General features: G+C 66.3%; 17 protein-coding genes. 9 read left to right on the top strand and 8 right to left on the bottom strand.

Annotation, left to right across the window (positions count from 1 at the left end; genetic code table 11):
• Window positions 1–113 precede the first annotated feature (113 nt).
• Entirely contained in the window at window positions 114–3,155 is a 3,042-nt protein-coding gene (locus AB4Z01_RS10800) for a hypothetical protein (RefSeq protein ID WP_441693297.1), read from the top strand.
• Window positions 3,156–3,187: 32 nt separating this feature from the next.
• Here the strand turns inward: AB4Z01_RS10800 and AB4Z01_RS10805 are convergent, their stop codons facing one another.
• On the bottom strand, window positions 3,188–4,165 hold the full coding sequence (locus AB4Z01_RS10805; RefSeq protein ID WP_441693299.1) for a Tim44 domain-containing protein: 978 nt from the start codon (window positions 4,163–4,165) through the stop codon (window positions 3,188–3,190).
• 228 nt (window positions 4,166–4,393) lie between these two features.
• On the opposite strand from AB4Z01_RS10805, the gene AB4Z01_RS10810 reads away from it, so the two are divergent.
• Complete coding sequence (locus AB4Z01_RS10810; RefSeq protein ID WP_441693300.1) at window positions 4,394–5,587, top strand: class I SAM-dependent methyltransferase; 1,194 nt, start codon at window positions 4,394–4,396, stop codon at window positions 5,585–5,587.
• Between the two features lie 239 nt (window positions 5,588–5,826).
• Here the strand turns inward: AB4Z01_RS10810 and AB4Z01_RS10815 are convergent, their stop codons facing one another.
• The gene (locus AB4Z01_RS10815; protein WP_441693406.1) at window positions 5,827–6,759 is read right to left on the bottom strand and encodes a PBSX family phage terminase large subunit; all 933 of its coding nucleotides are present in this window, start codon (window positions 6,757–6,759) and stop codon (window positions 5,827–5,829) included.
• Window positions 6,760–7,014: 255 nt separating this feature from the next.
• Between AB4Z01_RS10815 and AB4Z01_RS10820 the strand changes: the two genes are divergently transcribed.
• Entirely contained in the window at window positions 7,015–8,430 is a 1,416-nt protein-coding gene (locus AB4Z01_RS10820; RefSeq protein WP_441693301.1) for a PAS domain S-box protein, read from the top strand.
• A gap of 60 nt (window positions 8,431–8,490) precedes the next feature.
• Window positions 8,491–8,853 (top strand): response regulator, encoded by a 363-nt coding sequence (locus tag AB4Z01_RS10825; RefSeq protein ID WP_441693303.1) that lies wholly within the window; start codon window positions 8,491–8,493, stop codon window positions 8,851–8,853.
• Window positions 8,854–9,506: 653 nt separating this feature from the next.
• Here the strand turns inward: AB4Z01_RS10825 and AB4Z01_RS10830 are convergent.
• On the bottom strand, window positions 9,507–10,286 hold the full coding sequence (locus AB4Z01_RS10830) for a DNA-methyltransferase (protein WP_441693304.1): 780 nt from the start codon (window positions 10,284–10,286) through the stop codon (window positions 9,507–9,509).
• Between the two features lie 171 nt (window positions 10,287–10,457).
• Between AB4Z01_RS10830 and AB4Z01_RS10835 the strand changes: the two genes are divergently transcribed.
• From AB4Z01_RS10835 to AB4Z01_RS10855, 5 genes are all read left to right on the top strand, one after another.
• A complete protein-coding gene (locus AB4Z01_RS10835) occupies window positions 10,458–10,961 on the top strand; it encodes a hypothetical protein (RefSeq protein ID WP_441693306.1) in 504 nt (167 codons plus the stop codon).
• A gap of 13 nt (window positions 10,962–10,974) precedes the next feature.
• Complete coding sequence (locus AB4Z01_RS10840; RefSeq protein ID WP_441693308.1) at window positions 10,975–11,673, top strand: SOS response-associated peptidase; 699 nt, start codon at window positions 10,975–10,977, stop codon at window positions 11,671–11,673.
• Window positions 11,670–11,885: a hypothetical protein gene (locus AB4Z01_RS10845; protein ID WP_441693310.1), complete on the top strand. Its 216-nt coding sequence runs from the start codon at window positions 11,670–11,672 to the stop codon at window positions 11,883–11,885. The genes AB4Z01_RS10840 and AB4Z01_RS10845 overlap by 4 nt, the downstream gene beginning before the upstream one ends.
• Before the next feature lie 290 nt (window positions 11,886–12,175).
• Window positions 12,176–13,330, top strand: coding sequence for a hypothetical protein (locus AB4Z01_RS10850; RefSeq protein WP_441693312.1), 1,155 nt, complete (start codon window positions 12,176–12,178; stop codon window positions 13,328–13,330).
• Window positions 13,331–13,924: 594 nt separating this feature from the next.
• Window positions 13,925–14,410, top strand: a complete 486-nt coding sequence (locus AB4Z01_RS10855) for a hypothetical protein (RefSeq protein ID WP_441693313.1) — start codon at window positions 13,925–13,927, stop codon at window positions 14,408–14,410.
• Between the two features lie 105 nt (window positions 14,411–14,515).
• On the opposite strand, the gene AB4Z01_RS10860 is transcribed toward AB4Z01_RS10855, so the two are convergent.
• Genes AB4Z01_RS10860 through AB4Z01_RS10880 form a run of 5 tightly spaced genes read right to left on the bottom strand, consistent with a single transcriptional unit; the run spans window position 14,516 to window position 22,233 of the window.
• Window positions 14,516–18,274 carry a host specificity factor TipJ family phage tail protein gene (locus AB4Z01_RS10860; protein ID WP_441693315.1) on the bottom strand — a complete coding sequence of 1,253 codons (3,759 nt, stop codon included), beginning with the start codon at window positions 18,272–18,274 and terminating at the stop codon, window positions 14,516–14,518.
• Window positions 18,264–18,671: an NlpC/P60 family protein gene (locus AB4Z01_RS10865; RefSeq protein WP_441693317.1), complete on the bottom strand. Its 408-nt coding sequence runs from the start codon at window positions 18,669–18,671 to the stop codon at window positions 18,264–18,266. The genes AB4Z01_RS10860 and AB4Z01_RS10865 overlap by 11 nt, the downstream gene beginning before the upstream one ends.
• Window positions 18,668–19,207, bottom strand: a complete 540-nt coding sequence (locus tag AB4Z01_RS10870) for a DUF1833 family protein (RefSeq protein WP_441693319.1) — start codon at window positions 19,205–19,207, stop codon at window positions 18,668–18,670. The genes AB4Z01_RS10865 and AB4Z01_RS10870 overlap by 4 nt, the downstream gene beginning before the upstream one ends.
• A gap of 4 nt (window positions 19,208–19,211) precedes the next feature.
• The gene (locus tag AB4Z01_RS10875; RefSeq protein ID WP_441693321.1) at window positions 19,212–20,039 is read right to left on the bottom strand and encodes a hypothetical protein; all 828 of its coding nucleotides are present in this window, start codon (window positions 20,037–20,039) and stop codon (window positions 19,212–19,214) included.
• 1 nt (window position 20,040) lies between these two features.
• Window positions 20,041–22,233, bottom strand: a complete 2,193-nt coding sequence (locus AB4Z01_RS10880; RefSeq protein ID WP_441693323.1) for a hypothetical protein — start codon at window positions 22,231–22,233, stop codon at window positions 20,041–20,043.
• Between the last annotated feature and the right edge of the window lies 1 nt (window position 22,234).

A 22,234-nucleotide genomic window follows, 5' to 3' on the forward strand; every position in this document is an offset into this window, starting at 1 on the left:
CAATAAATTGAGGTGATACGCTCTCATTCTATTGAAGAACCGGGTATTCCGCTCAGAAGGCGGGCTGTTGCTTCGTTTGTATCAAATGATTGGCGAGAGCGCCGGGGGGCGTCATGCAGGAACATCGGGATTCAGCCGATCGGGGTCGGCCGGGGGCTCTGCGCCGGGGTTGGGTCGGCCTGCTCGCAGCCGCCGCCATCGCCCTGTTCGCCACTCCCGGGCTCGCCGATCCGGCCCGCTGCACCGCCGAGCAGGCCCAGCCGCTGCTGCCGACCGATCCGGCGCTGTGCCGGAGCCTGCTCGCCGCCGTGCGCGACCCGTCGGCCCTGCCGCTCGACCAGTACGAGGCCAAGCTCAACCAGTTCTTCGGCAATTACTGCCACCGCGACACCGCCTCCGGCTGGCGCCGCGACAAGCATGTCCGCGACGCCGGCCCCTTCACCGCGGCCCTGGTGGACGGCGCCTGGCAGGGCAAGGGCTTCGGCACTCACACCCCGGTGGTGATCTGGTACTCGCCCGACATGGCCGATTGGCTGGTCGAGCACCGCTCCGGCGAGACCGCCGGGACCAACCCGCCGCCGCCGGTGCCGGACGGCGCGATCATGGTCAAGGAGATGTTTCCGTATCCGGCCGCCGCCTGCGCCGATGTCGACCCGTTGAAGCTGTACCCGACCTCCGGCGCCGCGGTCATGATCCGCGACGGCAAGGCGTCGCATGATGGCTGGTTCTGGGGCTGGTACGGCTTCGGGCCGAATGGCGGCTGGTCGCCCGACTGGCCGGCGAGCCCGAACAACGGCATCGGCAACATGGGCTTCGCCCAGTACTGCATGAACTGCCACGCCTCGGCCAAGGACAACCTGACCTTCGCCTCGCCGCGCAACATCGAGGGCGAGCCCGGGCGGCCGCTCGTCTATCTCAGCCAGTCCTGGTCCTCGCCGCCGTCGCCGCCGGACCATCACCGCGAAGTGACGCTGCCGCCGGACGATGTGACCCGGCTGGGCGAGCCGCTGTACCAGGCCGACAAGGCGGTCGACCAGGCGCTGCGCGCCTATCTGCTGAAGATGCCGAGCTGGGATTCGGTCCCGATGATGCCGTCGGCGAGCTACGACAACACCTGGGTCGGCGCCGGCGGCCCGCGCCCGGCGGACCAGTTCGTCTCCTCGACGCAATGCCTGGGCTGCCACGACGCCGGCAGCACCGGGCTGCAATTCGACATGACGGTGCCGAACCCGCATGGCGACACCCTGATCAACCTGTCGCCCTACGCCACCTGGCGCAGCTCGCCGATGGGGCTGGCCGGGCGCGACCCGTTCTTCTTCGCCCAGCTGGCCAGCGAGACCCAGAGCTTCCATCCGAACGCGACGCAGATCGTCCAGGACACCTGCCTCGGCTGCCACGGCATCCAGGGGCAGCGGCAGTTCCACATCGACACCTTCCCCGCTGCCGACCAGTGCCTCGACTTCACCCGCGACATGGTGAACGCGGTGCCCTGGCCGGTCGCCGATCCGAACGCGAAATACGGCGCGCTCGCCCGCGACGGCATCTCCTGCACCGCCTGCCACCGCATGGCGCTGGGCCCCGCCGCCGTCGGCATCGCCGATGCGCCGGAGAACGCCTGCATCACCAAGCGGCAGGATTTCCTGAACCCGCACAACACCGGCTTCGCCCGCACCTTCACCGGCAGCTTCTTCGTCGGCGCGCCCGACACGCTGATCGGCCCGTTCGAGAAGCCGCAGGTCAAGCCGATGCAGAACGCGCTCGGCATCAAGCCGGAGCACAGCACGGCGATCACCAGCTCCGAGGTCTGCGGCACCTGCCACACCGTGCACCTGCCGGTGCTGCAGCCGGCGGTCCAGCCGACGAACTCGCCCCTCCAGACCGCGAACCCGCAGGATCCGCCGATCATCACCCGGATCTACGAGCAGACGACCTATCCGGAATGGGCGTTCAGCGCCTACCGCACCGGCACCTCGCCCGACGGCCCGCTGCCGCACGGGGCCGGCAGCCTGGCGCAGTCCTGCCAGGACTGCCACATGCCGTCGAAGTCGGCGGACGGCAAGCCGCTGCGCAGCAAGATCGCCAGCATCCAGGAATACAGCAACTTCCCGGAGGCCGAGAACAACCTCGGGCCGGAGGATATCGACCTGCCCGTGCGCGACGGCTTCGCCGCCCACACCCTGGTCGGGCTCAACGTCTTCCTGATCAAGATCGCGCAGCAATTCCCCGACGTGCTCGGCATTCCCACCTCCGACCCGATGCTGAGCCGCGGCGTCGACCCGCTGGTGCGGACCGAGCAGGCGATGCTCGATCTGGCCAGCCACCAGACCGCGGCGGTGAGCGTCAGCGGCGTCTCGGCCGCCGGCGGCACGCTGCAAGCGACCGTGACGGTGCGCAGCGAGACCGGCCACAAGCTGCCCTCCGGCGTCGGCTTCCGCCGCGCCTTCGTGGAGTTCCAGGTGCTGGACCAGCAGGGCAACACGCTGTGGGCCTCCGGCCGCACCAATGCGGCGGGCGCGCTGGTCGACCAGTCCGGCAACCCGCTCGACGGCGAGTACTGGTGGACGGATGACTGCACGTCCCGCATCCAGCCGGAGGCGCGGCTGATGCAGCCGCATTTCCAGCGCATCACCGGCCAGAACCAGGCCCAGATCTATCAGGAGCTGGTGTCGACCCCGCCGCCCGACGCCACCGCCGCGATGTGCGGCCCGGGCACGCCGCCGCAGGGCATGCTGACCACCAGCTTCCTGTCGATCTGCAACACGGTGAAGGACAACCGCATCCTGCCGCAGGGCACCCTGCCGCTGGCCGAGCGCACCGAGATCGCCAAGGCCCTGGGCGCGACCGAGGACCTGGCCAGGGAAGCCGGCCCGACCGGCGTCGGCGACGACCCCGACTACGTCGCCGGCGGCGGCGACAGCCTGGTCTATCAGGTGCCGCTCGCCGACCTGCCGGCCGGCAGCCGCCCGGCGTCCGTCCTGGCCACGCTGTACTACCAGGCGCAGCCGCCCTTCTACCTGCAGGACCGCTTCTGCACGGCCAAGGGCGACGATCCGGAGCGGCTGAAGTTCCTGGTCGGCCACCTCAATGTCGAGGGCACCCAGGTCGCTGGCTGGAAGCTGTCGGTGGTCTCGAGCGGCCAGGTGGCGGTGCCCTGAGGGCCCGGGCAGAGAAAGCCCGAGGCCTCGCGTCAGGCCGCCGCCTGGACCGCGGACAGCTTCCAGTCGGCGCGGTTCCTGCGGGCGAAGGTCCAGATCTCGACGGTCTCGGTCGGCTTGTCGGCGTCGCCCTCGACGATCCGCCCGGTCGCCCGATCGCGCGTGGCGTCGACGCTGGAATAGCGCATCGCCACGGTCGCATAGTCGGTGTCGCCCTCGCGCCAGGCCTCGGCCAGGTCGCCCTGCAGCAGGCGGACATCCGACACCTCGTTCTTCACGCCCCGCGTGGCGTTCTCGCCGAGCTCCTCGGCGAAATACGACATCACCTCCGGGGTGGTGCGGGCGCGCAGGCCGGCGAAATCCTCCGCCCCGTGCGCGGCCTGGATCTCGCCGAGCAGCCGTTCGAAGGCATTGAAGTCCGAACCGTCGAGGCCGACCCCGTCCTTCGGCGGCGGGGGCGCGGACCTGCCCGAACCCGCAAGCCCCGGGACCGGACCGCCGGCGGTCCCGCCGTTCATGGCGGACATGGCCGGGCCGGCATAGGCCGGGCGGGCCGTACGGCTGAAGATGCGCCGGAACGCCATCACCGCCAGCACCACCAGGCCGATCTGCAGCACCATTCCCATCAGCCCGGCGGCGCCGCCGAAGCCGTGGCCCAGCAGCATGCCGATCAGGCCGCCGACCGCCAGGCCGCCGAGGATGCCACCGAAGCCGCCGAACCGGCTGGGAGTCTGGACTCCGGCCATCGGCTGCGTTTGATTCGGCTGGGCCGCCGTCTGCGTCCGCGGCGTCATCGACCGGTCGATCGGCGCCGCGGTGCCGGGTGCGGTGGGCGTGGCCGGCGGCGCCTGGAAGGTCCGCACGCCGCGGCTGCCGAAGCCGCCGGAGTTCACGCGGCGGGCATCGGCGTCGTCGACGGCGGCCAGCAGCACGCCGAGTCCAAGGACGAGGCTGGCGGCGAGTCGGCCCAGGCGGCTGCGGAAGAGCTTCATGTTCGGTCCGGGATCCATGCTGTTCTCGGTGCCCGCGACATATGGGGAGTCCGGCGCCGGATTCGAGGGCACCGGCCGTCGCGCGGTCCGCCAATTCCGTGGTTGGCCGCCGTGGCCGACGGTGACTACACTCAGCGTTGCAAGGCAGCGGCAGGGCGTGCGCAAGCGCATCCGCCGCGAGCCCGCCATGGCCGACCGCGACGGTCGTTAAATCATCGCTGATTTGTTTGGGGGGAATTGCGCTTCATGAATAAGACCATCGACCGCTGCCCGCATTGCGGCGCCTCCGAGCTGGAGGTCCTGGTCGAGATCGAGAAATACAGCTACCTGATCCGCCCGACCGAGTTCGAGAGCATCTGGCGCACGGTGCCGATGACGGTCGGGCTGTGCCATGGCTGCGGCACCTCGATGCAGCTGCTGCCGCCCAACCTTGAGGCGCTGAACGAGATCTACAGCAAATATTACGGCTCCTACCCGACCTTCGCCTCGGACCCGGAGATGAACGAGCGCCACCGCGAGTTCCTCGAGTTCCTGATCGCCAGCGGCATCCCGATGACGGGCCACGCGCTGGAGATCGGCTCCTATGACGGCCGCTTCCTGGCCCGGCTGCAGGACGCCGGCATGACGGTCCATGGCTGCGACCCGAACGAGGCCGCGGCGGCCGAGGCCGAGCGCGCCTTCGGCATCAAGACCACGCTCGACTATTTCACCCCCGACACCTTCCCGGCCGACAGCTTCGACTTCGTCAGCAACCGCCTGGTGCTCGAGCACGTCACCGAGCCCGACATCTTCCTCGGCGGCCTGCGCAAGGTGGTGCGGGAGAACGGCCATGTCTGCATCGAGGTGCCGGACTGCGGCATCGTGATGGCGGAGGGCGCGCCGTTCTGGATGTACGAGCATCCGAACTACTTCACCGCCACCTCGCTGCTGCGGGCGATGCGGCGGCACGGCTTCGACGGCGCGGTGACCTCGCACAAGGGCATCCTGCGCGCCGTCTGCCGCAAGACCGCCCATGCCAGCCTGCCGACCGACGACGTGGCCGTCGACATCGCCCTGGCGCATGAGTTCCGCCGCAAGTACCGCGACTATGTCGCCCGCTTCGACGCCGTGCTGGCGGAGGTCCGCCGCCAGGGGCTGCCGATGGCGGTCTACGGCATCGGCAACTACTTCACCAACCTGCTCAGCTCGACCTCGCTCGACCATTCCGAGATCGTCGCGATCTATGACGGCAACCCGAAGAAATGGGGCCTCGAGATCGAGGGCCTGGGGCTGCCGATCCAGTCGCCCGACACGGTCAACGAAAGCGGGCCGGGCGTGGTGCTGCTGGCCAGCGCCTCGTATCCGGGGATGATGGAGCGCATCGCCCCCTATCTCGACCGCGGCGGCAAGGCCCTGCTGCCGCTGCCAACCCCGATGCTGTACCAGCGGCCGGCGGCCTGAGGCGGAAGGGCGCGCGGGAGCACCCGACCGGCAACCGAGCCGCTTCCGTCTTTGTCCCTCCTTCCGCGAAGGGCTACGGCAGTCACACATCTTCCGATCAGTGAGGTCAACCGCGGGTATGCGAACAGATTGCCTCTCCCGCTTGCGGGAGAGGTCGGACAGACGTCGCCGGCTGATGCGTGAATGCCGTAGCCCGCGAGGGGAGGGGTCTCGGCTCCGGCTGGCGCACCGTCCCTCCCTCACCCCACCCACTTCATCGAGCTGTCATACCCGTCCCGCCGCTGCCCCTCGACCGCATAGCGCAGGGCGTCGACGGCGTGGTTCTCGCGGTCCTCCAGCTCCGCCAGGATCACGCCGGTCTTCGGGTGGGTGCGATAGCTGTAGAGGGCCAGCTCGTCGATCAGGTGCCGGCAGCGCGGATGCACCAGGATGTCGTGCGCCTTCAGGAACTCGACCCCGTCCTTGACCGATCCGGCACCCTTGGTCGACCCGGTGATGCTGTCGAAGCCGTTGCGCTGCATGTAGCTGATGGTTTCCGGCCGGGCGCTGTCGGCGATGATCTGGCCCTGCCGCGACCCCGGCACGATGTCGAACAGCGCCGGCGTGCGGTCGATCTCGCAGCCGACCTGATAGGCCTCGTGGTCGACGAACAGCGTCCGCCCGACCACGAAGCAGCGCACCAGCACCGTCGGGTCGCGGGCGAAGCCCCAATCGGCGCCGAACAGAAACTCGGCATCGGCCGGGGTCTCGAACGCCTCGACCTTCCAGTTCTTGAACACCCGGGCCTCGCTGACCTTCTGGTACCCGCCCAGCCAGACATGCTGGTGCTTGTCGGCATCGCGCGCCCGGTCCCACTCCATCTCCGCCCGCAGCACCTCCGGGAAATGCGGGTTCTCCGTCCAGTTGGCCCACGCCACCGCGGCATCCGGCGGCGGCGTCCCGGCGCGGAACAGCGCGTCGACCGGGTCGTCCGCCCGGGTCGGGTTCCACGAGAACCACAGCTCCGACCCCGGCTTGCGGATGGTCGGGCGCAGCAGGTCCAGGCTGCGGATCGACAGGGCCTGCGCTTCCTCGACCCAGGCGATGTCATAGCCCTCGAGCGATTTGATGCTCTCCGCCGTGTGGTTCTGCATGCCCTGGAAGATGATCCGCCCGCCACGCGGCCCCAGGATGCGGTCGGCCGGCTATAGCCGGGCGCGCGCTTTTGGATAACGGGGCAGTCCATTTTGGACGGCTGACAAGCGCTTTCAGAACGAGAGCGCCGCTGCTTGCTAGATCGTGTCTACGACGCTTCAGCGCACGCCTGGTCGCAGCCTGAGGACATTCACATGCGTCTGGTGAAACGTGCTATTATCTGCTGTTGTGCTCCAAGCGTGCATGACGGTTCCTGCCTTCCAGGACGACACAGTCGAATGGAATCAAATGAGATGGCATCGGCGATCGGCGGCGGGGCTGCTTCGGCTAGCCCGCCTCAATTGATCCCGCGTCCTACCCCAGAGCATGCAGCTGAAATGCTCGGCGCGTTACCGGTCGCCGTCTACGCTACGGATGCCGCGGGAAAGATCACCTACTACAACCAGGCTGCCGTCAAGTTGTGGGGCGTGCGTCCGGAATTGGGCACGACTGAGTTCTGCGGCTCCTGGAAGCTGTATTGGCCGGATGGAACTCCACTTCCTCACCACGAATGTCCGATGGCGATCGCGCTCAGAGAAAAGCGCGCGAACCAGGGCTTCGAGGCCATTGCAGAGAGGCCGGACGGGACGCGCGTTCCCTTCGCGCCCTATCCCGTTCCGCTGTTCGACAGCTCAGGCAACCTCACTGGCGCGGTGAACACCCTCGTCGATCTGAGCGACCGCCAGAAGTTCGAGCAGAGCACCCACCGTCTCAAAGCGATCGTAGACTGGTCCGAGGATGCAATTGTCGCCAAGGACCTCGATGGCAACATTACAAACTGGAACCCGGGGGCGGAGCGGCTGTTCGGCCATACCGCCCAAGAGGTGGTCGGAAAGCCCATTACGATCATCATCCCGCCAGATCGTCTGGACGAGGAGCCGGGTATCCTAGCGCGAATCCGGAGCGGCGAACGGGTCGAACACTTTGAGACCATCCGTCGGCGCAAGGACGGCACACTGGTGGATATTTCACTCACAGTCTCGCCGATTCGAGATCACCGGGGCAGAATCATAGGTGCGTCTAAGGTCGCTCGCGATATATCGGAGCGGAAGCGAGCGCAGGAGCGGCAGACGTTGCTGCTCCGCGAAATGAGCCACCGGGTGAAGAACCTGTTCGCGCTGTCCAGTGCCATCATCACCCTGAGCGCGCGCCAAGCACGGACGCCCGAGGAGCTGGCGGAGGCGGTTCGCAGCAGATTGGGGGCCCTGGCCCGAGCGCATGATCTGACAATGGCGGATCTCAAAGAGGAACTCGCGTCCACCCCGACCACATTTGAGGCGATCGTCCGGACGGTATTGGCTCCGTATGTCCCGCCGACCGGCGGGGGGCTGCTGGTCAGTGGCCCCCCCGTCATCGTTCAGGGAAATGCGGTGACCGGCGTCGCGCTGCTGCTCCACGAATTCGCGACCAATGCGGCCAAATATGGCGCGTTGATGCGGAGCGATGGCCACATTGCCATCACATGGTCGATCAAGAATGACCATCTGGAGCTGAACTGGACGGAACGAGGTGGGCCCAAGGTCAAAGGACCACCCACTCAGGCAGGCTTCGGAACTTTTCTGACGGATAGCACCGTCACCAGCCAGTTGGGTGGCGTCGTCGAGAGAGAATGGGCGCGGGAAGGACTGATCCTTCGCATCAAGGTCCCCATCCGCCGCCTGACTGCTTGACCCGGAACCCTATGCCCCCGCGCACTGTTGGACAGTGATAATGAATCTCAGGGTTTCGGTGTGGCAAAGGTTCTCGTGGTCGAAGACGAGCCCTTACTAAGGATTGTGGCCGAAGATGTGGTGCGGTCCTTGGGCTTCGAGGCGATTGGTGCCGGTGACGGAACCCAGGCCATAATGCTCGCCGAATCCTCGCCGGATCTTGAGGTCCTGGTCACCGATATCCATCTAGGCCCAGGTCCGACAGGCTGGCAGGTTGCGAACTCGATCAGACAGACGCACCCGAACATCCTCGTGATTTACACCAGTGGGCTGGCGGGCGCCGATGATCATTCGCGTCACGGCCTACGGAACTCCGTCTTCCTCTCGAAACCGATTACGCCCGAGGAGTTGGCAGGTGCCATTCGGGGCTCCTTGCCACCCTAAGGGGCAGGTAACCTCAAGGGTACCCGCCCCCCGAAGCAAATTGCAGCGCTACTGCGCGTCCGCGGCCTCTGGAGTTCGGTTTAGCGCTCGGCAAGCTTGTTCAATGCGGCGGCAGACAATTTCGAAGTATCCCTCGCATAGCCGCGCGCGCCCTTGGGCATGGCGGGGCGCGTGCTTTGGCAGGTATAGCCGGCGCCGCTCTTGGATACCGGGCAACTTTTTTTTGGACCGGCCGGCTTTCCGAAGCTTCGGTTGGCAGCGGTCTCCTTCTGCTGACGAGTACGGGCGGAGGCATTCGGAAATTTTCTGCCGTCCCGGCAAAACATTCATAGCGGCCCTCGGGTTTTCGTAGTACATGTGCATAGGTTTTTATGAGTGCTGGGGGCGATTCGTGTACAACGTGCTCGTGAATCTGCAATCGTCCGAATCGCACGTGTTGGAACTAAGTAAACGGAGCGAGGCGATACGGCTCCCATTCAAGCCAACTAGTAATATGCTGGCCGCCGGCGCCGGTGCGGGCGGGGTAACTCCCGATGTCGCTTGGCGGATCTATCGAGCGATGCTCGACGCCGCCGCGGGTGAATTCTCCAGCGCTGGCCTCGTCACATAGATGACGGGGCGGGCCGCCCAAGACGGCCTGCCCCGCTCTCGCATCACTGATCGTTAGCGATTTCCAAGACGTGATCGAGCGAGCGATACGCCTCCTCGATCCGGCCGCAGGCGATCTCGAAGTATCCCTCGTCCTGCTCGATGCCGACGAACCGCCGGCCGAGCTGGACGCAAGCGACGCCCGTTGTGCCGGAGCCCATGAATGGGTCGAGCACCGTCCCGCCGCAGAGCGGAAGCAGATCGCTCATCAGCCGCGTCGGCTTGCCGGTCAGGTGGTGCTTATCGTCCGGCAGCACCCGATGCCGGAACACCCCTGGTAGGCACGGGCCATCGGCCGGCAATGAACCGCTGGATCCCCAGGCGATGTACTCTGCCTGATTTCGATAGCGGCCCCGCTGCGGCCGAGCCGCCTCGGTCTTGTCCCAGATGCACAGCCCCCGCCAGAGCCACCCGCCGGCCTGGATGGCATCGGTCGTCGTTGGCAGTTGACGCCAATCGCTGAACACCAGGCACAGAGCGCCAGGCTTTGCGATCTTCAGCGCTGCCCCGAGCCAGAGAGCGGACCAGGCGGCATAGCTGCGCTGGTCGCGATTGTCCCCGGAGAAGTCCGGGTACAGGTGCCGCTGCTTGGAGCCGACATACTTCTGCGACGGCTTGGCCATGCGGTCGGCGGAATGGACGCCGCCTGAGCTATAGGGCGGATCGGCGACCAAGGCATCGATCGGATCAAGATCCGGGATGATACCCAGCGACTCCCCACAATACATTGTGGCGTCGCCGATCCGCCGAACTTTCGCCCGGTGGATGACGGCTGGCGCCCCCAAGATTCGACTCGACTCTCGCAAAGTTTGTTCTACCTTTGTTCACGTCGTCGCGCGCGATCGACGGGTCGGAAACGAGCGAGCGACCTTCTCGCGGCTTGGGCGTTGGCGCGCCCGGCCCCCGTCGTACCGACGGAGGATTCGATGAAGAGGACGAAGAGGACTCGACCCCAGATGACGCTGGCGCTGCCGCTTGATCCGGCAGCGTCGAACGCCGAGTTGGAGGCTGCCGTAAGGGCGGCGGAAGCGTCGTTCCTGGCAAAGCCTGCCGAGGCGCCGCCGGCTCCCGCGCCGGCGCCTGCCGCAGAGGTCGCGAAGGTCGCCGCGCCTGCCGTTCCGCAGGCGCCATTGCTCGCGCCTTCCGAGCCCGCGGCCAAGGCGGCGGAATTCGTGGGCGAGCCGCGGAGCGGCCGAAGCACCCTGTACATCGTCGCCGCCGCGAAGTGGGACGAGATGAAAGCCAGGCGCGGCGGCAAAGTTGGGTGGCAGCGGCTTCCCGACGTCGGCTTCAAGGCAAAAGGCCAGGCCCTGCGCGCGGCCGAGCTGATGGTCGAGGCCGGCCGCGCGACCGGCGCCGTCGCGGTGCAACAGACCGCAGATACCGACGCCGGTGACTACGACGAGCCGGTGATCCTGGCCCGCTATGGGCGTCTGCCCGAGGGTTTCGCAGAAATCTGAGAGGGAGGCCGCGATGTGCGGCGAGAACACAAACGAGCTGGATTGGCCTCAGATCCACGCGTTGTACCGTCTGACCCTGCCGAAGGAAGGCCCTCGGCCAGAGCTGCAGGCCGATCAGCGGCCCGGCAGTTGGGGACCTGTGATCCGCTACAACCCGGCGACGCGGGAGCGATCGGTCGACCTGCTGCTATGGGGACTGATCCCGCATTGGGCGCGCGACCCGACGCAGTTCCAGAAGACCTACAACGCCAGAGCCGAGAACCTGACCGAGCGGCGTTGCTGGATCGAACCGTTCCGTCGCCGGCGGTGCCTGATCCCGGCCGCAGCCTTCATCGAGCGGAAGACGACCGGCCACGGGCCGCGTGGCGGCAAGCACGCGTTCAGCTTCGCCGATGGCCGCCCCATGACCCTCGCTGGCCTCTGGGACGGCTGGCGGTCGCCGGGCGGCATGTGGGTCAAGAGCTATACGGTCATCACCGTCGAACCGAATCCGGTGGTGGCGGAGGTCCATGATCGGATGCCGGCGATCCTGCCGCCCGAGCACTGGTCGACCTGGCTAGGCGAGACGCCGGCGACCGAGGCCGAGCTGAAAGCCATGTTGCGCCCCTATCACGATTGCGACCGGATGGTGTCGAGGCCCGTGCAGTTGCCCGATCGCGGCATGAGCAACCGCGATCTGCTCGATGCACTCCGGCCGGAGCTGGCCGCATGAAGCACCGGCGAGGCCCGTTCAGCGAAGACGTCCGGATGGCACGGAGCGACGCTGACCCCGAACTCATGCTCTATCGCGTAAGGGCGCGGCGTGAGCGCGTGTCGGCCGAAGCTCGCGCCCAGGGCATAACCGAGGAGGAGATCGGTCAACTGCTCGCCCAAGGCGTCAACGCGGCCGAGCGGCGGATCTATGGCGACGAGGAGGCGCGCTGAGGTGCTTTGGCCCGCGACCGCATCGTCAACAATTGGGACATCGGGATGTGGCTGTGTGACGTCTCGTCAAGCGCCGCGACCGTGGCCAGCTGTGGCCGGTGAACCCGCTGTCATTTCTTGAGGCACCCGATCCGGTTGCCCAATCCACGGCCGCAGTCGACCAAGCTTGACTCGATAAGCATCTGATCCTGAGTATATTCTCCTCCTGCTCGATTGGGATGGCCCAAGCAGGTGGTTCGGCTCTGATGTTTTCGGCCGCTCCTTTGTTTCGCATTTTTACGGAGAACTCAATGTCTGACAAATGGTCTTTGAATAACATCAAAGTGACTTGTGATACTCATTGGTGGGGCTTTACTCTCCACCTGAATGAAGATGCAACGCAGCTACTTCTCGATATCGACAAATTCGCAGAAAAGGTCAAAAGCGTCCTGCCAGAGGATATTGCCGACCCTTTTGGTGACATGATTGTTCTCTATCTGAGGCTTCGAAGTGCTGTTATTCAGGCAGAGGATAAGGGCAACGGTGTGCGGCTGGTATCCCCTTGGACCGCCCCGACTCTACTTGTTCCACTGCCTGATACTCAACACTTTGACGACTCTCAGTTGCAATGGAGAGTTCTTGGCACCGATGATAACGGTTGGACCGATCCAACGAAACTTAAGGGTGTTTTCACAGAAGACGGACCAGAGCTTGCGACCTATCGGAACACACTGGTTTGCGTCGCGCGCGGCGCAGGGGGTGACGCCAAATTATACCATATGACGTACGACGGGGACTGGAGCCCCTACAACGCCATACCAGGCGTGTACTCGGGTTCTGGGCCTTCATTAGCGGAGTACCAAGGTAAGCTTTACTGCCTCACAAAAGGGTCAACCGATTACCTGATGTGGTGGATGTACTATGATGGATCGTCATGGAGTCGCTACCAATCAATCCCTGGGGTATATACTAACGACGCCCCGGGATTGGCTGTATTTGATAACAAACTTCATTGTGTCGCCCAAGGAACGCAAAAAAGCGAAATATGGTGGATGTGGTACGATGGGGGAAATTGGAGCCGGTACCAACAGCTGAATGGCATGTATACTGCTTCCAGGCCCGCGATAGCGGAATACAATGGCAAGCTGTATATGGTCGCGCGAGGCACAGACAATGCCCTCTGGTGGGCCACATATGATGGCTCCCGTTGGGGAGAATACCGCCAGATCCCGGGTGCCTATGCGGGAGACGGTCCGTCGCTGGCTATCTTCGACGGCAAACTATTCTGCGCTGCGATGGGGACAGAGCATCAAATTTGGTGGATGACCTTTAATGGCTCTTCATGGAGTTCTTACAATTCTGTGCCGGGATCCCATATTTCCCACCGCCCGGCAATAGCACATTATCGGCAGCCGAAATCGACGCGCGATCAGCTACTGATGGTGCATCGGGGCGATCAAGGTTAATCAGGACGATGCGCTGCGCGGTAGGCATCTTCGGAAGTGGCTGCACCGCAGCGCATCTGCAACCACGATCCCCGATAGCCAATTTGTCTCGTCCTGAGTGACGCGCCTTGGACCTACGACGCGCACAAGTTCGTCTGAACTGGCTGGCTGCATCACGAAAGGCAGTCGCGAGGCATCGGATCGAATCCGCCGATCAGTGGATCGGAACGATGCCAGCATGCGATCGTCCCCAAGCGGCGGTTAGCGGACGGGCTGAACCGCGGTTCCTAAAGGTCCGCATAGGGTCGCAAGCGGCCACCGGGAGGTGCGGTGCAGAACCGCACCTCCCATTGACGGCGTGGTCAAGATCATCTGGCTGGAGGGTCAGGGGCCGGCGCCGCAAGAGAGCCGATCGGTTGGCATCGCCGCCCACGAGGCAATCAATGCGGCGATCCGACCGAAGCGTGACTGACGAGGCTAGATGCCTCAGCCGCCCAAGCCCGCCAAGCCGCCAGTCCTGGTTTTGCGCCCAACGGGAGCGGCTTCCTACATTTGAGGCGCGATGCTAAGATAGCCACGCACAAATACATTTATTTATCGCAGTTGGAGAAGAAAATGGATACTTCAGACCGAGCGAAACGTCTGCAGCAGACGTTCGCATCAACCGCGACAGACCAAGCCGACGCTGGTGATGGACTTGCAATTCTAAAAAGTTTTGCAGTGCAGCAGTTTCGAGAACTTTTGAATATCAGCAGGGATGATGTCACCTCTATATGCACTCAATTTGCTAATGACCACAGCATCCCCGCGTTTAGAATGCACCTCGACAATGAAACGACAACAACAAAATACAAAATTCAAGATATACTCACTATCTTATCCGATGAGGCGGAGCGATTTAGGCAAAATCAAGATTCATCTACTCAGAGTTTAATTATGGGATACATGAATACAGCTGAAGGTGTTGCGGTAAATATGAATTCCGAAATACAAACCTATCTGAGCAACCTTGCACAACAACCAAATTCCACGGATTTTTCCGCAAGTATACAGCAATTTTACTCAAAGCTGACCGCAGACATTACGAGTGCTCTCAGTTAAGTTCGTGTAGACGGACGGTGCCCAGTCCACCCTGAGCACCGTCCGTCCCCAAAGGTTTCACGTGTTCAAGATCCGCGAGGCCGAAACCGGCCTCCGCCGGGCACCTTACGGCAACGCCAGCGTGGTCGCCGGCGACAGGCCGGCGCCATTCTTGGCCCTGATGTCCAGCTTCAGCGCCGGCCACGGGCCGCCATCGGCCGCGATCAGGTCGGCCGTATAGGTCCAGCCGTTGTAGAGCGACCGGTAGGTCCGCACCGCCGTGGCTTGGCCGCTCGGCCGGACGGCGATCTGGTACTCGGTCGCGCCGGTCGAGGGCGCCCACTGAAACACCAGGTCCGGCGACGAGTAGGCGTTGGTCAGCTCCGGGTTTTCCGGCGCCGGCGGCGGCTGCTGGGCGGTGGTCAGCGGGATGCCGGCCGAGATCAGGTAGTCGCCGGGGAACAGGTCTCTGGCCTCGATCCGCACGTAGTGGGTCTGGCCGGCCGGCGGGGCATCGACCTCAACCTGGGTCGCGGTGCCCTCATAGACCAGGCTGGACGGCAGCGGCGTGAAGTCGGCGGACGATCCCCGGTAGACGGCATAGGACTTGAAGTCCGGCTCGGTGACCGCGTCCCAGCTCACCTTCATCCGGCCATTGAGCTGCGGCGTGACGGTGATGTCGGCCGGCGGCTCAGGAGCCGGATCGAGGACGCGCAGCACGGCCGGCGTGGGGGATTGCCCGGCCTCGTTGACGCCGACCACCCGGATCTCGAACCGCCGCCACGGGCCACCGACCGGCTGCACGTCGCCGGCCGAGATCGTTAGCGGCGGCAGCGGGGTGGAGAGCGCCAACGCCAGCTTGTCGAAGACACCAGGCGTGGCGTCCTCGACATAGAGCGAGACCTGATAGGACGCAGCCCGCGGGGCCGGGTTGAAGCGCAGCCGTGCCGACCCGGCGGCATACCGGGTTTCGAGGGCGAGGCCGCTCACCACCGCCGGTAGGATCTGCGGCTGGCCGTAGACGCCGCCGATCGGCGCCGTCCAAGGGCCGCGGAACGTCCCGACCGCGGCGCCGCGGATGTAGAGCATTCCCGCCTCCGGTCGGAGGGTCACGCGGTTCGCCCCACCGGCATAGACAGTCGACCAGGCGATCGTATCCCGCGACGTCTGGATGATGTAGTTCGCGGCCCCCGGCGTCACGGCCCAGGACAGGTGCAGAATGGGGTCGAGGCTGTTCGGGTCCTGCGCGATCCGCAGGTCGCGCATCTCCGGCGCGTCCGGCGACAGCGGCAGGATCGGCGGCATGGGAGGGACCGGGAGGCCCAGCTCGGCGACATGGACATACTCGTCCTCTATCTGCAGCTGCAGCTCGGCATGGGTGAGGTCGATCGGGCGGGCCGAGATCAGCAGGAACCGCTTGATGAACTCCTTCCCCGGCCCGGCCACCCATTGCGTGGCGACGGCATCCGGATCGAGGCGGATGATGGTCGCCAGCGAGGCGCCCTGCTGGGCCGCAACCAGGTCGTGGTCAGCCCGATCGACGATCGCCTGGTCATCGTATTCGCCCCGCGCGATCTTCACCGGCCCCCACTCGCCGCCGTTCGGCCGGCGGAGCGCCATCCAGTGCTGCGCGCCTTTAACCCAGCCGATCGGCTCGGCCAGATCGAGCGCGAGCGTCGCCGGGTCGAAGCCCATGACATCTCCGCCGTAGCCCCACTGCGGCATGTCGTGGTTGATGATGACCAGGTCGCCGCGCTGCAGGAGCCGCCCTTCCATCTCGGCCTGGAATTTGGCGAAGATCCGCCGCCGCGCGTTGACGGCGGCCTGGTAGACGCCTTCCCGGAACGCCTGGGGCCGCTTGGCACAGCCGAATAGCGACATGCGGGCCGGCTTCACCGAGGCGCTGCCCGGCAGCACGCAGCGGACCTCCTGATCGGTCCAGACCTGCTCGTCCACATACTCGACGATCACGTCGTCGGGCGATTCCGGGTCCCAGAGCTTGTAGGTGACTTCGAGCGTGCCGCGGACGATGGACCGCGGCGTGAACACCGCCTTGGCGATGCTCTGCGGCCGATCGCGGGTGACGGTGACGATGCCGCCGAGGTTCACGTGCTGCGCCCGGCCGACGCGGAGCAGCGCGGTCAAGGCGTCCTCGAAGGACCGCTCGGTGTCGAACACGCCGTCGAAGGTGTCGCCGCGCTGTGCCCAGACCTGGTCCAGCGCCACGAAGGCCGGCAGGTCGATCCGGCTATCGGGTACGCCAGCGCCGGAGCGGCCGTTGCGGAGCATGTAGGTCGCCGCCCAGGCGATCGACCGGGTCGGCTGTTCCTCGGTCCACCCGCTGCCGGTCCAGATCTGCAGCATGCGGGTCTGGATGACCCGGAACTGGCGCGACGACTGCTCCGAGAGCTGGTCGGTCGCCTTGATCTTGACGGCGAGCAGCGAAGTATCGGGGTAGGTCTGCTCCCCGACGATGTAGGCCCGGAGCCCGCCCCAGACCGAGCTGTCACGGACATTGGTGTCGTTGGAATTCTTGCTGGTCCGCCGCATGCGGCCCTGGTAGCGGCCATCGGCCACATCGAACGGGATCGTGAGGCGCTGTGGGTCGACCGTGGCCCGCTCGACGAAGGGTTCGCCCAGCGTCACCCAACCGCCGATCGGATTGCCGAGATCGTCGATCTGCCGGGCCTGGCACTCGAAGGTAACCGACTGCTCGCCGATGTCGCCGTCCTTCTCGTCGGCCTCGAACAGCCCCTGCGGGAAGACGATGTCAAAGGCCAGGCGGTTGCAGATCTGGCCGGGGCCAGACGCCGCGAAGGGGCCGACCCAGCCTTCGAGAACGATCTCGATCTCGACATCGGTCTCGTCGGCGACCGGCTCGGCCACGATCACGGTTTTATCGTCCGGTGAGATCGAGACGATGGTGAACGTGCCGCTGTTGAGGGCCGAGCCGGTGACGATCACCCTGTCCCCGACGATGAAGCCCTCGGCACCCTGCGACTTGTCCTGGTCGAAGGGACCATCGCCGTCACGGAAGCGGATCGACCGGTCGCCGGCATGGATGTCGACGTGTCCCCCGCTGCGCAGATGGCGCAGGCTCTGGCCCGTGACCTCGGCCGAGGTCACGACATTGAACGGCCACTTCACCTTGCCGCCCGGCGGGATGAACTGCAGCTCGACGCCGACGAAGTTGCCGGTCAGCCCGCCGTCCTCGCGCCAGAGCGAGGTGTTGGCGATCAGCACCTCGTGATGCTGGTAGCGGCCGATGCCCAGGCTGAACAGCTGGTACAGGAACTGCTCGTTGTCCTGGAAATCCGCCCAGGGCGGCGCCGCGAAATCCGGGACGATGATGTGGCGGCCGAACAGCTCGGGGATCGGCTGGTCGAGGCGCGCCTGGTTGCCCTGCGCCTGCAGGCTGTAGGTCGGCGAGGCCGCGGGCAGCCCGCCGGCGCCGCCCGGCGACTTCGGCGTCGCCGGCGGCAGGATCATGTTGATCAGGACGCCGCCGACCAGGGTGATGCCGGCGGTCACCAGCGACAGGGTCGCCGCGGTGGCGCCCACGCCCGCGATGACGGGCGCCAGGTAGGGCGCAGCCACGGCGAGGGCCAGCATCGCCACGATGCGGAAGATGCCGGCGGAGCCGCCGCCGCCGTCGCCCGGCAGCTCGACGAATGCGACGCGATCGGTCGGCTCGATCAGCGTGGTCGACCAGTCCGCGCGCAGGACCGGCACGTCGTTGCGGAGGCAGACCACAGGAATGCGCGGGTCGATCGGATGGCGCTCCAGCCATCCGGCGATCGTCACCGGCTCGGCCAACTCGAAATGCGCGATCGGCCCGAGCGGCGTGGTCCGGCAGATCGTCGGCTCGATCCCATCAAGCGGCATGGTCGTACCAGGTCAGGCAGCGCCAGCCGCCCGCGGTCAGCTTGGCTGGCGAGTCGAACAGCACCCCGCCGGAGCGGGCCGAATGCAGGACGCCGCCCTCGTCGAGTTGGAGCCAGACACCCACGTGGTGCGGCGTCGAGGCGTGGCTCATCTCCACGATGCCGCCGTGGACCGCGGCCGGGATCGGCGACCAGGCCGAGCGGGCGTGGTGACGCCGGATCGTGCGGGCGATGGTCAGCGCATCGTCGGTTCCGACGCGCACGATCGGCAGCTCGCGGCCGAACAGCTCGCGCTGGACATGGCGGCAGAGGCCCCAGCAGTCGAAGGCATCCGGCCCCTGGCCGCCGAGCGCCCAGGGCAAGCCGATCAGGCTGTTGACGAACTCCACCGGCGTCATCGGGCCAGCAGCGGGAAGCCTTCCCGGGTGTAGCGCAGGCCCGGAAAGGTGCGGTTGACGAAGTCCAGGAACCCGGCCCGGCCGGTGACCCGGTAGATGGTCGCGATGGCCTCGCGCAGCGTAAACCCACTCATGACGCGGTGCGGCTGCGAGGTGTCGGCGGCCAAGTACTCCCGATAGGTCAGCTCGATCGGTGCCCGAACGGCGATCGCCTGGCCGAGGCGATCGGCAATCTCGCGGGTGACGTTGTCCACCGAGATCTCCATTTCCGGAAGGCGGCCGGCCGTCTGCTCGGGCAACCCCACGGTGAAGGCGAATCCCTTGAAGGCCACCGGAAGGCCGCCATGCAGGGGCGCATCACCTTCGAGGGTCAGGACGTGATCGTCGTGGTCGAGCACCACCCGCACCGCATCGGGTGCGCCGCTCTCCGTGATGAACGCCGGATGCCGCATCTCCAGCGTGTGCAGCACCAGGGTGCCGGGCGCCGCATAGGCATAGGCTTCTGCCAGCGCCTCGGTGATGGTCGGAGCCGTCATCGGGTCAGCGGCTCCGGGCCTGGCGGATGACGGCGCCGGCGGCGTCCACCGTGACCAGATCCTGGTCGGAGAGCTTGCGCTTGTAGACCCCCCAGGTCTCGACGGCGAGGCTGCCTCGCGGATAGATCGGCGTCTGCGATCCGACGATGGGCTTCATCGTCGAGACGACGTTGCCGCCGACGTCCTTGGTCATTGCAGCAATATCGACCTGCGCGGAGACCCGCACGATGATGGCGCCGCCACGCATGAAGAGCACGTCGGCGGTACCGGTCGACGCGCTGTCGGGCGCGAAGCGTAGGCACAGGGTGCCGGTCGCTCCGTAGGTCAAGCCGGCGGTCGCCGGCGTTCCCACAGCCGGCTGCTGCACGCCATTGGCAGACACCCGCAAGGCAAAGGCCAGTGACGTGCTCGCGTCGGGATATGCGCTGCCCACGGTCTGGAAAACTGTGATACCGCGCGTGGGGGTCACCGTGCTGGTGATGAAGCCGCTGGTCCAGGGCGACGGGCCTCCGGGGACCAGCGGAGACTCGATCTTGCCGTGCCAAACGGCCGACCAGGGCTGGGTCATATCGATTGTCGGGCCAGGCACGTGCGCGGTCGCCTGCAGCCTGATGCCGCCGTTGGCCATCAGGGTGGCGCTGTCACCCGAAGCGCCGGCCGTCTGGGCGGCGGTGGGTGCGCCCCCCGGCGCCCAATTCTTGATCGAGCCAACCGTGTCGGACTGATCGAAACAGTAAAGGCCGACCAGGTCGGTGATCGGGAAGCCGCGGACGCCGACGATCGGCAGGTCGGGGCGCGGCGCATTACCCTTGAGCCGGATGAGCAGGCCCATTTCAGCGGATCTCCATCTCGAAGGCGATAAGCCAGTTCCAAAGCGGGTAAGGGCCGGATCGGCCGTTGTAGGAGGTGTCGGCGAAGACGAGCGGCGATCCCGCGCGATCGTCGTCGCGGATGTTGCCGAAGCTGAAAGGCCGGTAGACGGAGACCGGGTCGCCGATGGCGAAGGCCGTTCCGGTCAGCTCGCGCGCCTCGCCGCGCAGGATCGTCTGCCCGCCCGACTCGATCACCTGCCGCACCACAAAGCGGGCGGCGCCGGCGTTCGCGACGTAGAAGGCACCCTCCCTGGCGATCGTCGCGAACTCCGCCGCGACCAGGCCGGCGAGCACCAGCTCCTTCGACGCCTGGCCGTTCGCCAGGGGCGGGCCGTCCTGGACGGCGGCCAGTGGCAGCGATGCCGTGAAGGCGTAGCTCTGCTGCCCGTGCCGGAGCGTGTAGGTCGCCTCCGCGTCCAGCCCGTCGCCGGCCAGCGCCAGTTCCAGCGTGTCGGGAGCGATGATGGTGCCGCCGACAACAGCAGGGCCGCCCGTGCGGATTTCAAACCCCAGCGACGAGCCCTGGGACGGCAGGGTCGTGGTGTCGATCACCAGGCGGCCGCCGCGGGGCAACCGACCGCCGGCCAGGCGCATGATGACCTTCTTCGGGTCGGCGCCGCGCCGGACCTCGACCGGGTGGAGCGGCTGCCAGTCCTCGCGCTCGGCCCAGATGCGCCCAAGCACCTTCCCGGCCTGCACGCCGAACCAGCGGGCGCCGTCCGCTGCCAGGTGAATGCGGGCGCCATGCTTCTCTGGCGTGCCGTAGCGGCTGTTGATCGCCGAGGCCACATGATAATGCGGCCCGATCATGTAGATGTGCGGGTGCCGCTCGGCGGCGCGGCGCTGGGCCTCGCCGGCCGCCTCGCCCTCGGTCTGATAGGTGATCAGCGGAACGCGGCCGGCCTGGCCGGTGATCGTCCGGATGTCGGCGTCCGCGTCGTCGGCGTAGTCCATGAGATCCTGGCAATAGGTCTCGCGGAACACCTCCTTGTCGAGGACCGGACCACCCGGCTCGATCTGGTAGAGGTTGTTCGCCGGCCCCTGCATCCAGAAGACGCCGGCGACGGCATAGGACTTCTGGTTCTTGTCGGCCCAGGCTTTCAGGCGCCGGACATCGTCGATCATCGTGTCGTGAAACTTCGCCTGCGGGTCCCGCGCATGGCGCTTGTCCAGCTCGCGCAGCATGCGTCCGCCTTGGCCGGCGAAAGTCACAACGATCATCGGCGGCGCCGAGCGCTTGGCTGGGCCGTAGGCACCCAGCAGCACCTCCTTGAACATCGCCGCGGCGCCGGCAAGCGGGGTCTCGCCAAGGGCGCCGTTGACCACCTCGGTCAGCGGGACGAGCTGGAAATCGCTGTCCGGCCGGGACGCCGGCGCGGCCGGGAAGTTGGCCTCAAGCCAGGTCCGGGAGCCACGGGCGAACCGCAAGGCATCGTGGCCAGTCTCGGCGGTGGTGACCGGCGGGATCGCCTCGGCACCTTCCTGCTCGGACTGGCCCTGCCCGATGATGTGCAGGACATCAGGGAATCCGGCGCCAGCGCCCGAGGCGCGCCCGACCAGGAAATCGTCCTTGCCGTCGCCGGAGACCTTGAGCAGGTAGCGATCGTCCTCGGTGGCGATGCCGAGCAGGATGTTGGGATCCACACCAGGCTCGAAACTGGCCCCCGAACCGAACAGCTTGAGCGCCGCGTAGACGATGGTGTTGAGCTGGGCGTCCCAGGCGACCGCCGCCCGGTCGCCATCGCCCACCACGGCGCCGACAATGGGTTGCCCGGCGACGTCTCCGCCCGTGTCTGGCCGCAGGGCGTCGGTGATCGGCGCCAGGTCCGCGCGGACCTCGCCGATGGCCGTGTCGCCGATCTTGGTCCAACCTGCCGACCCGGCCGGCGCCGTCTTCTCATAGACGCCGTTGTTCGTCCGCGTGTCCCGCTCGACCTCGGCCAGCCAATGAATGTCGTCGGCGACGATCTGCTGCAGCTGGGCCAGGGTGTCGACGCGCCGCTTGCCGACGAGCCGGATCTTCGACACCGCGCGGGCCATGGAGTCGACCTGGCCGCCATCCGTCTCCACGACGGTCGACGCATCGCCATTGACGATCAGGCTGGCGCGCTGCGCGTCGCGCTGGAACTTGGTGATATCGTCTTCAAGAGCCATC

Origin of the sequence: Inquilinus sp. YAF38 (assembly GCF_052113205.1) — a bacterium.
In the GTDB taxonomy this organism is placed as follows: Bacteria; Pseudomonadota; Alphaproteobacteria; order DSM-16000; family Inquilinaceae; genus Inquilinus.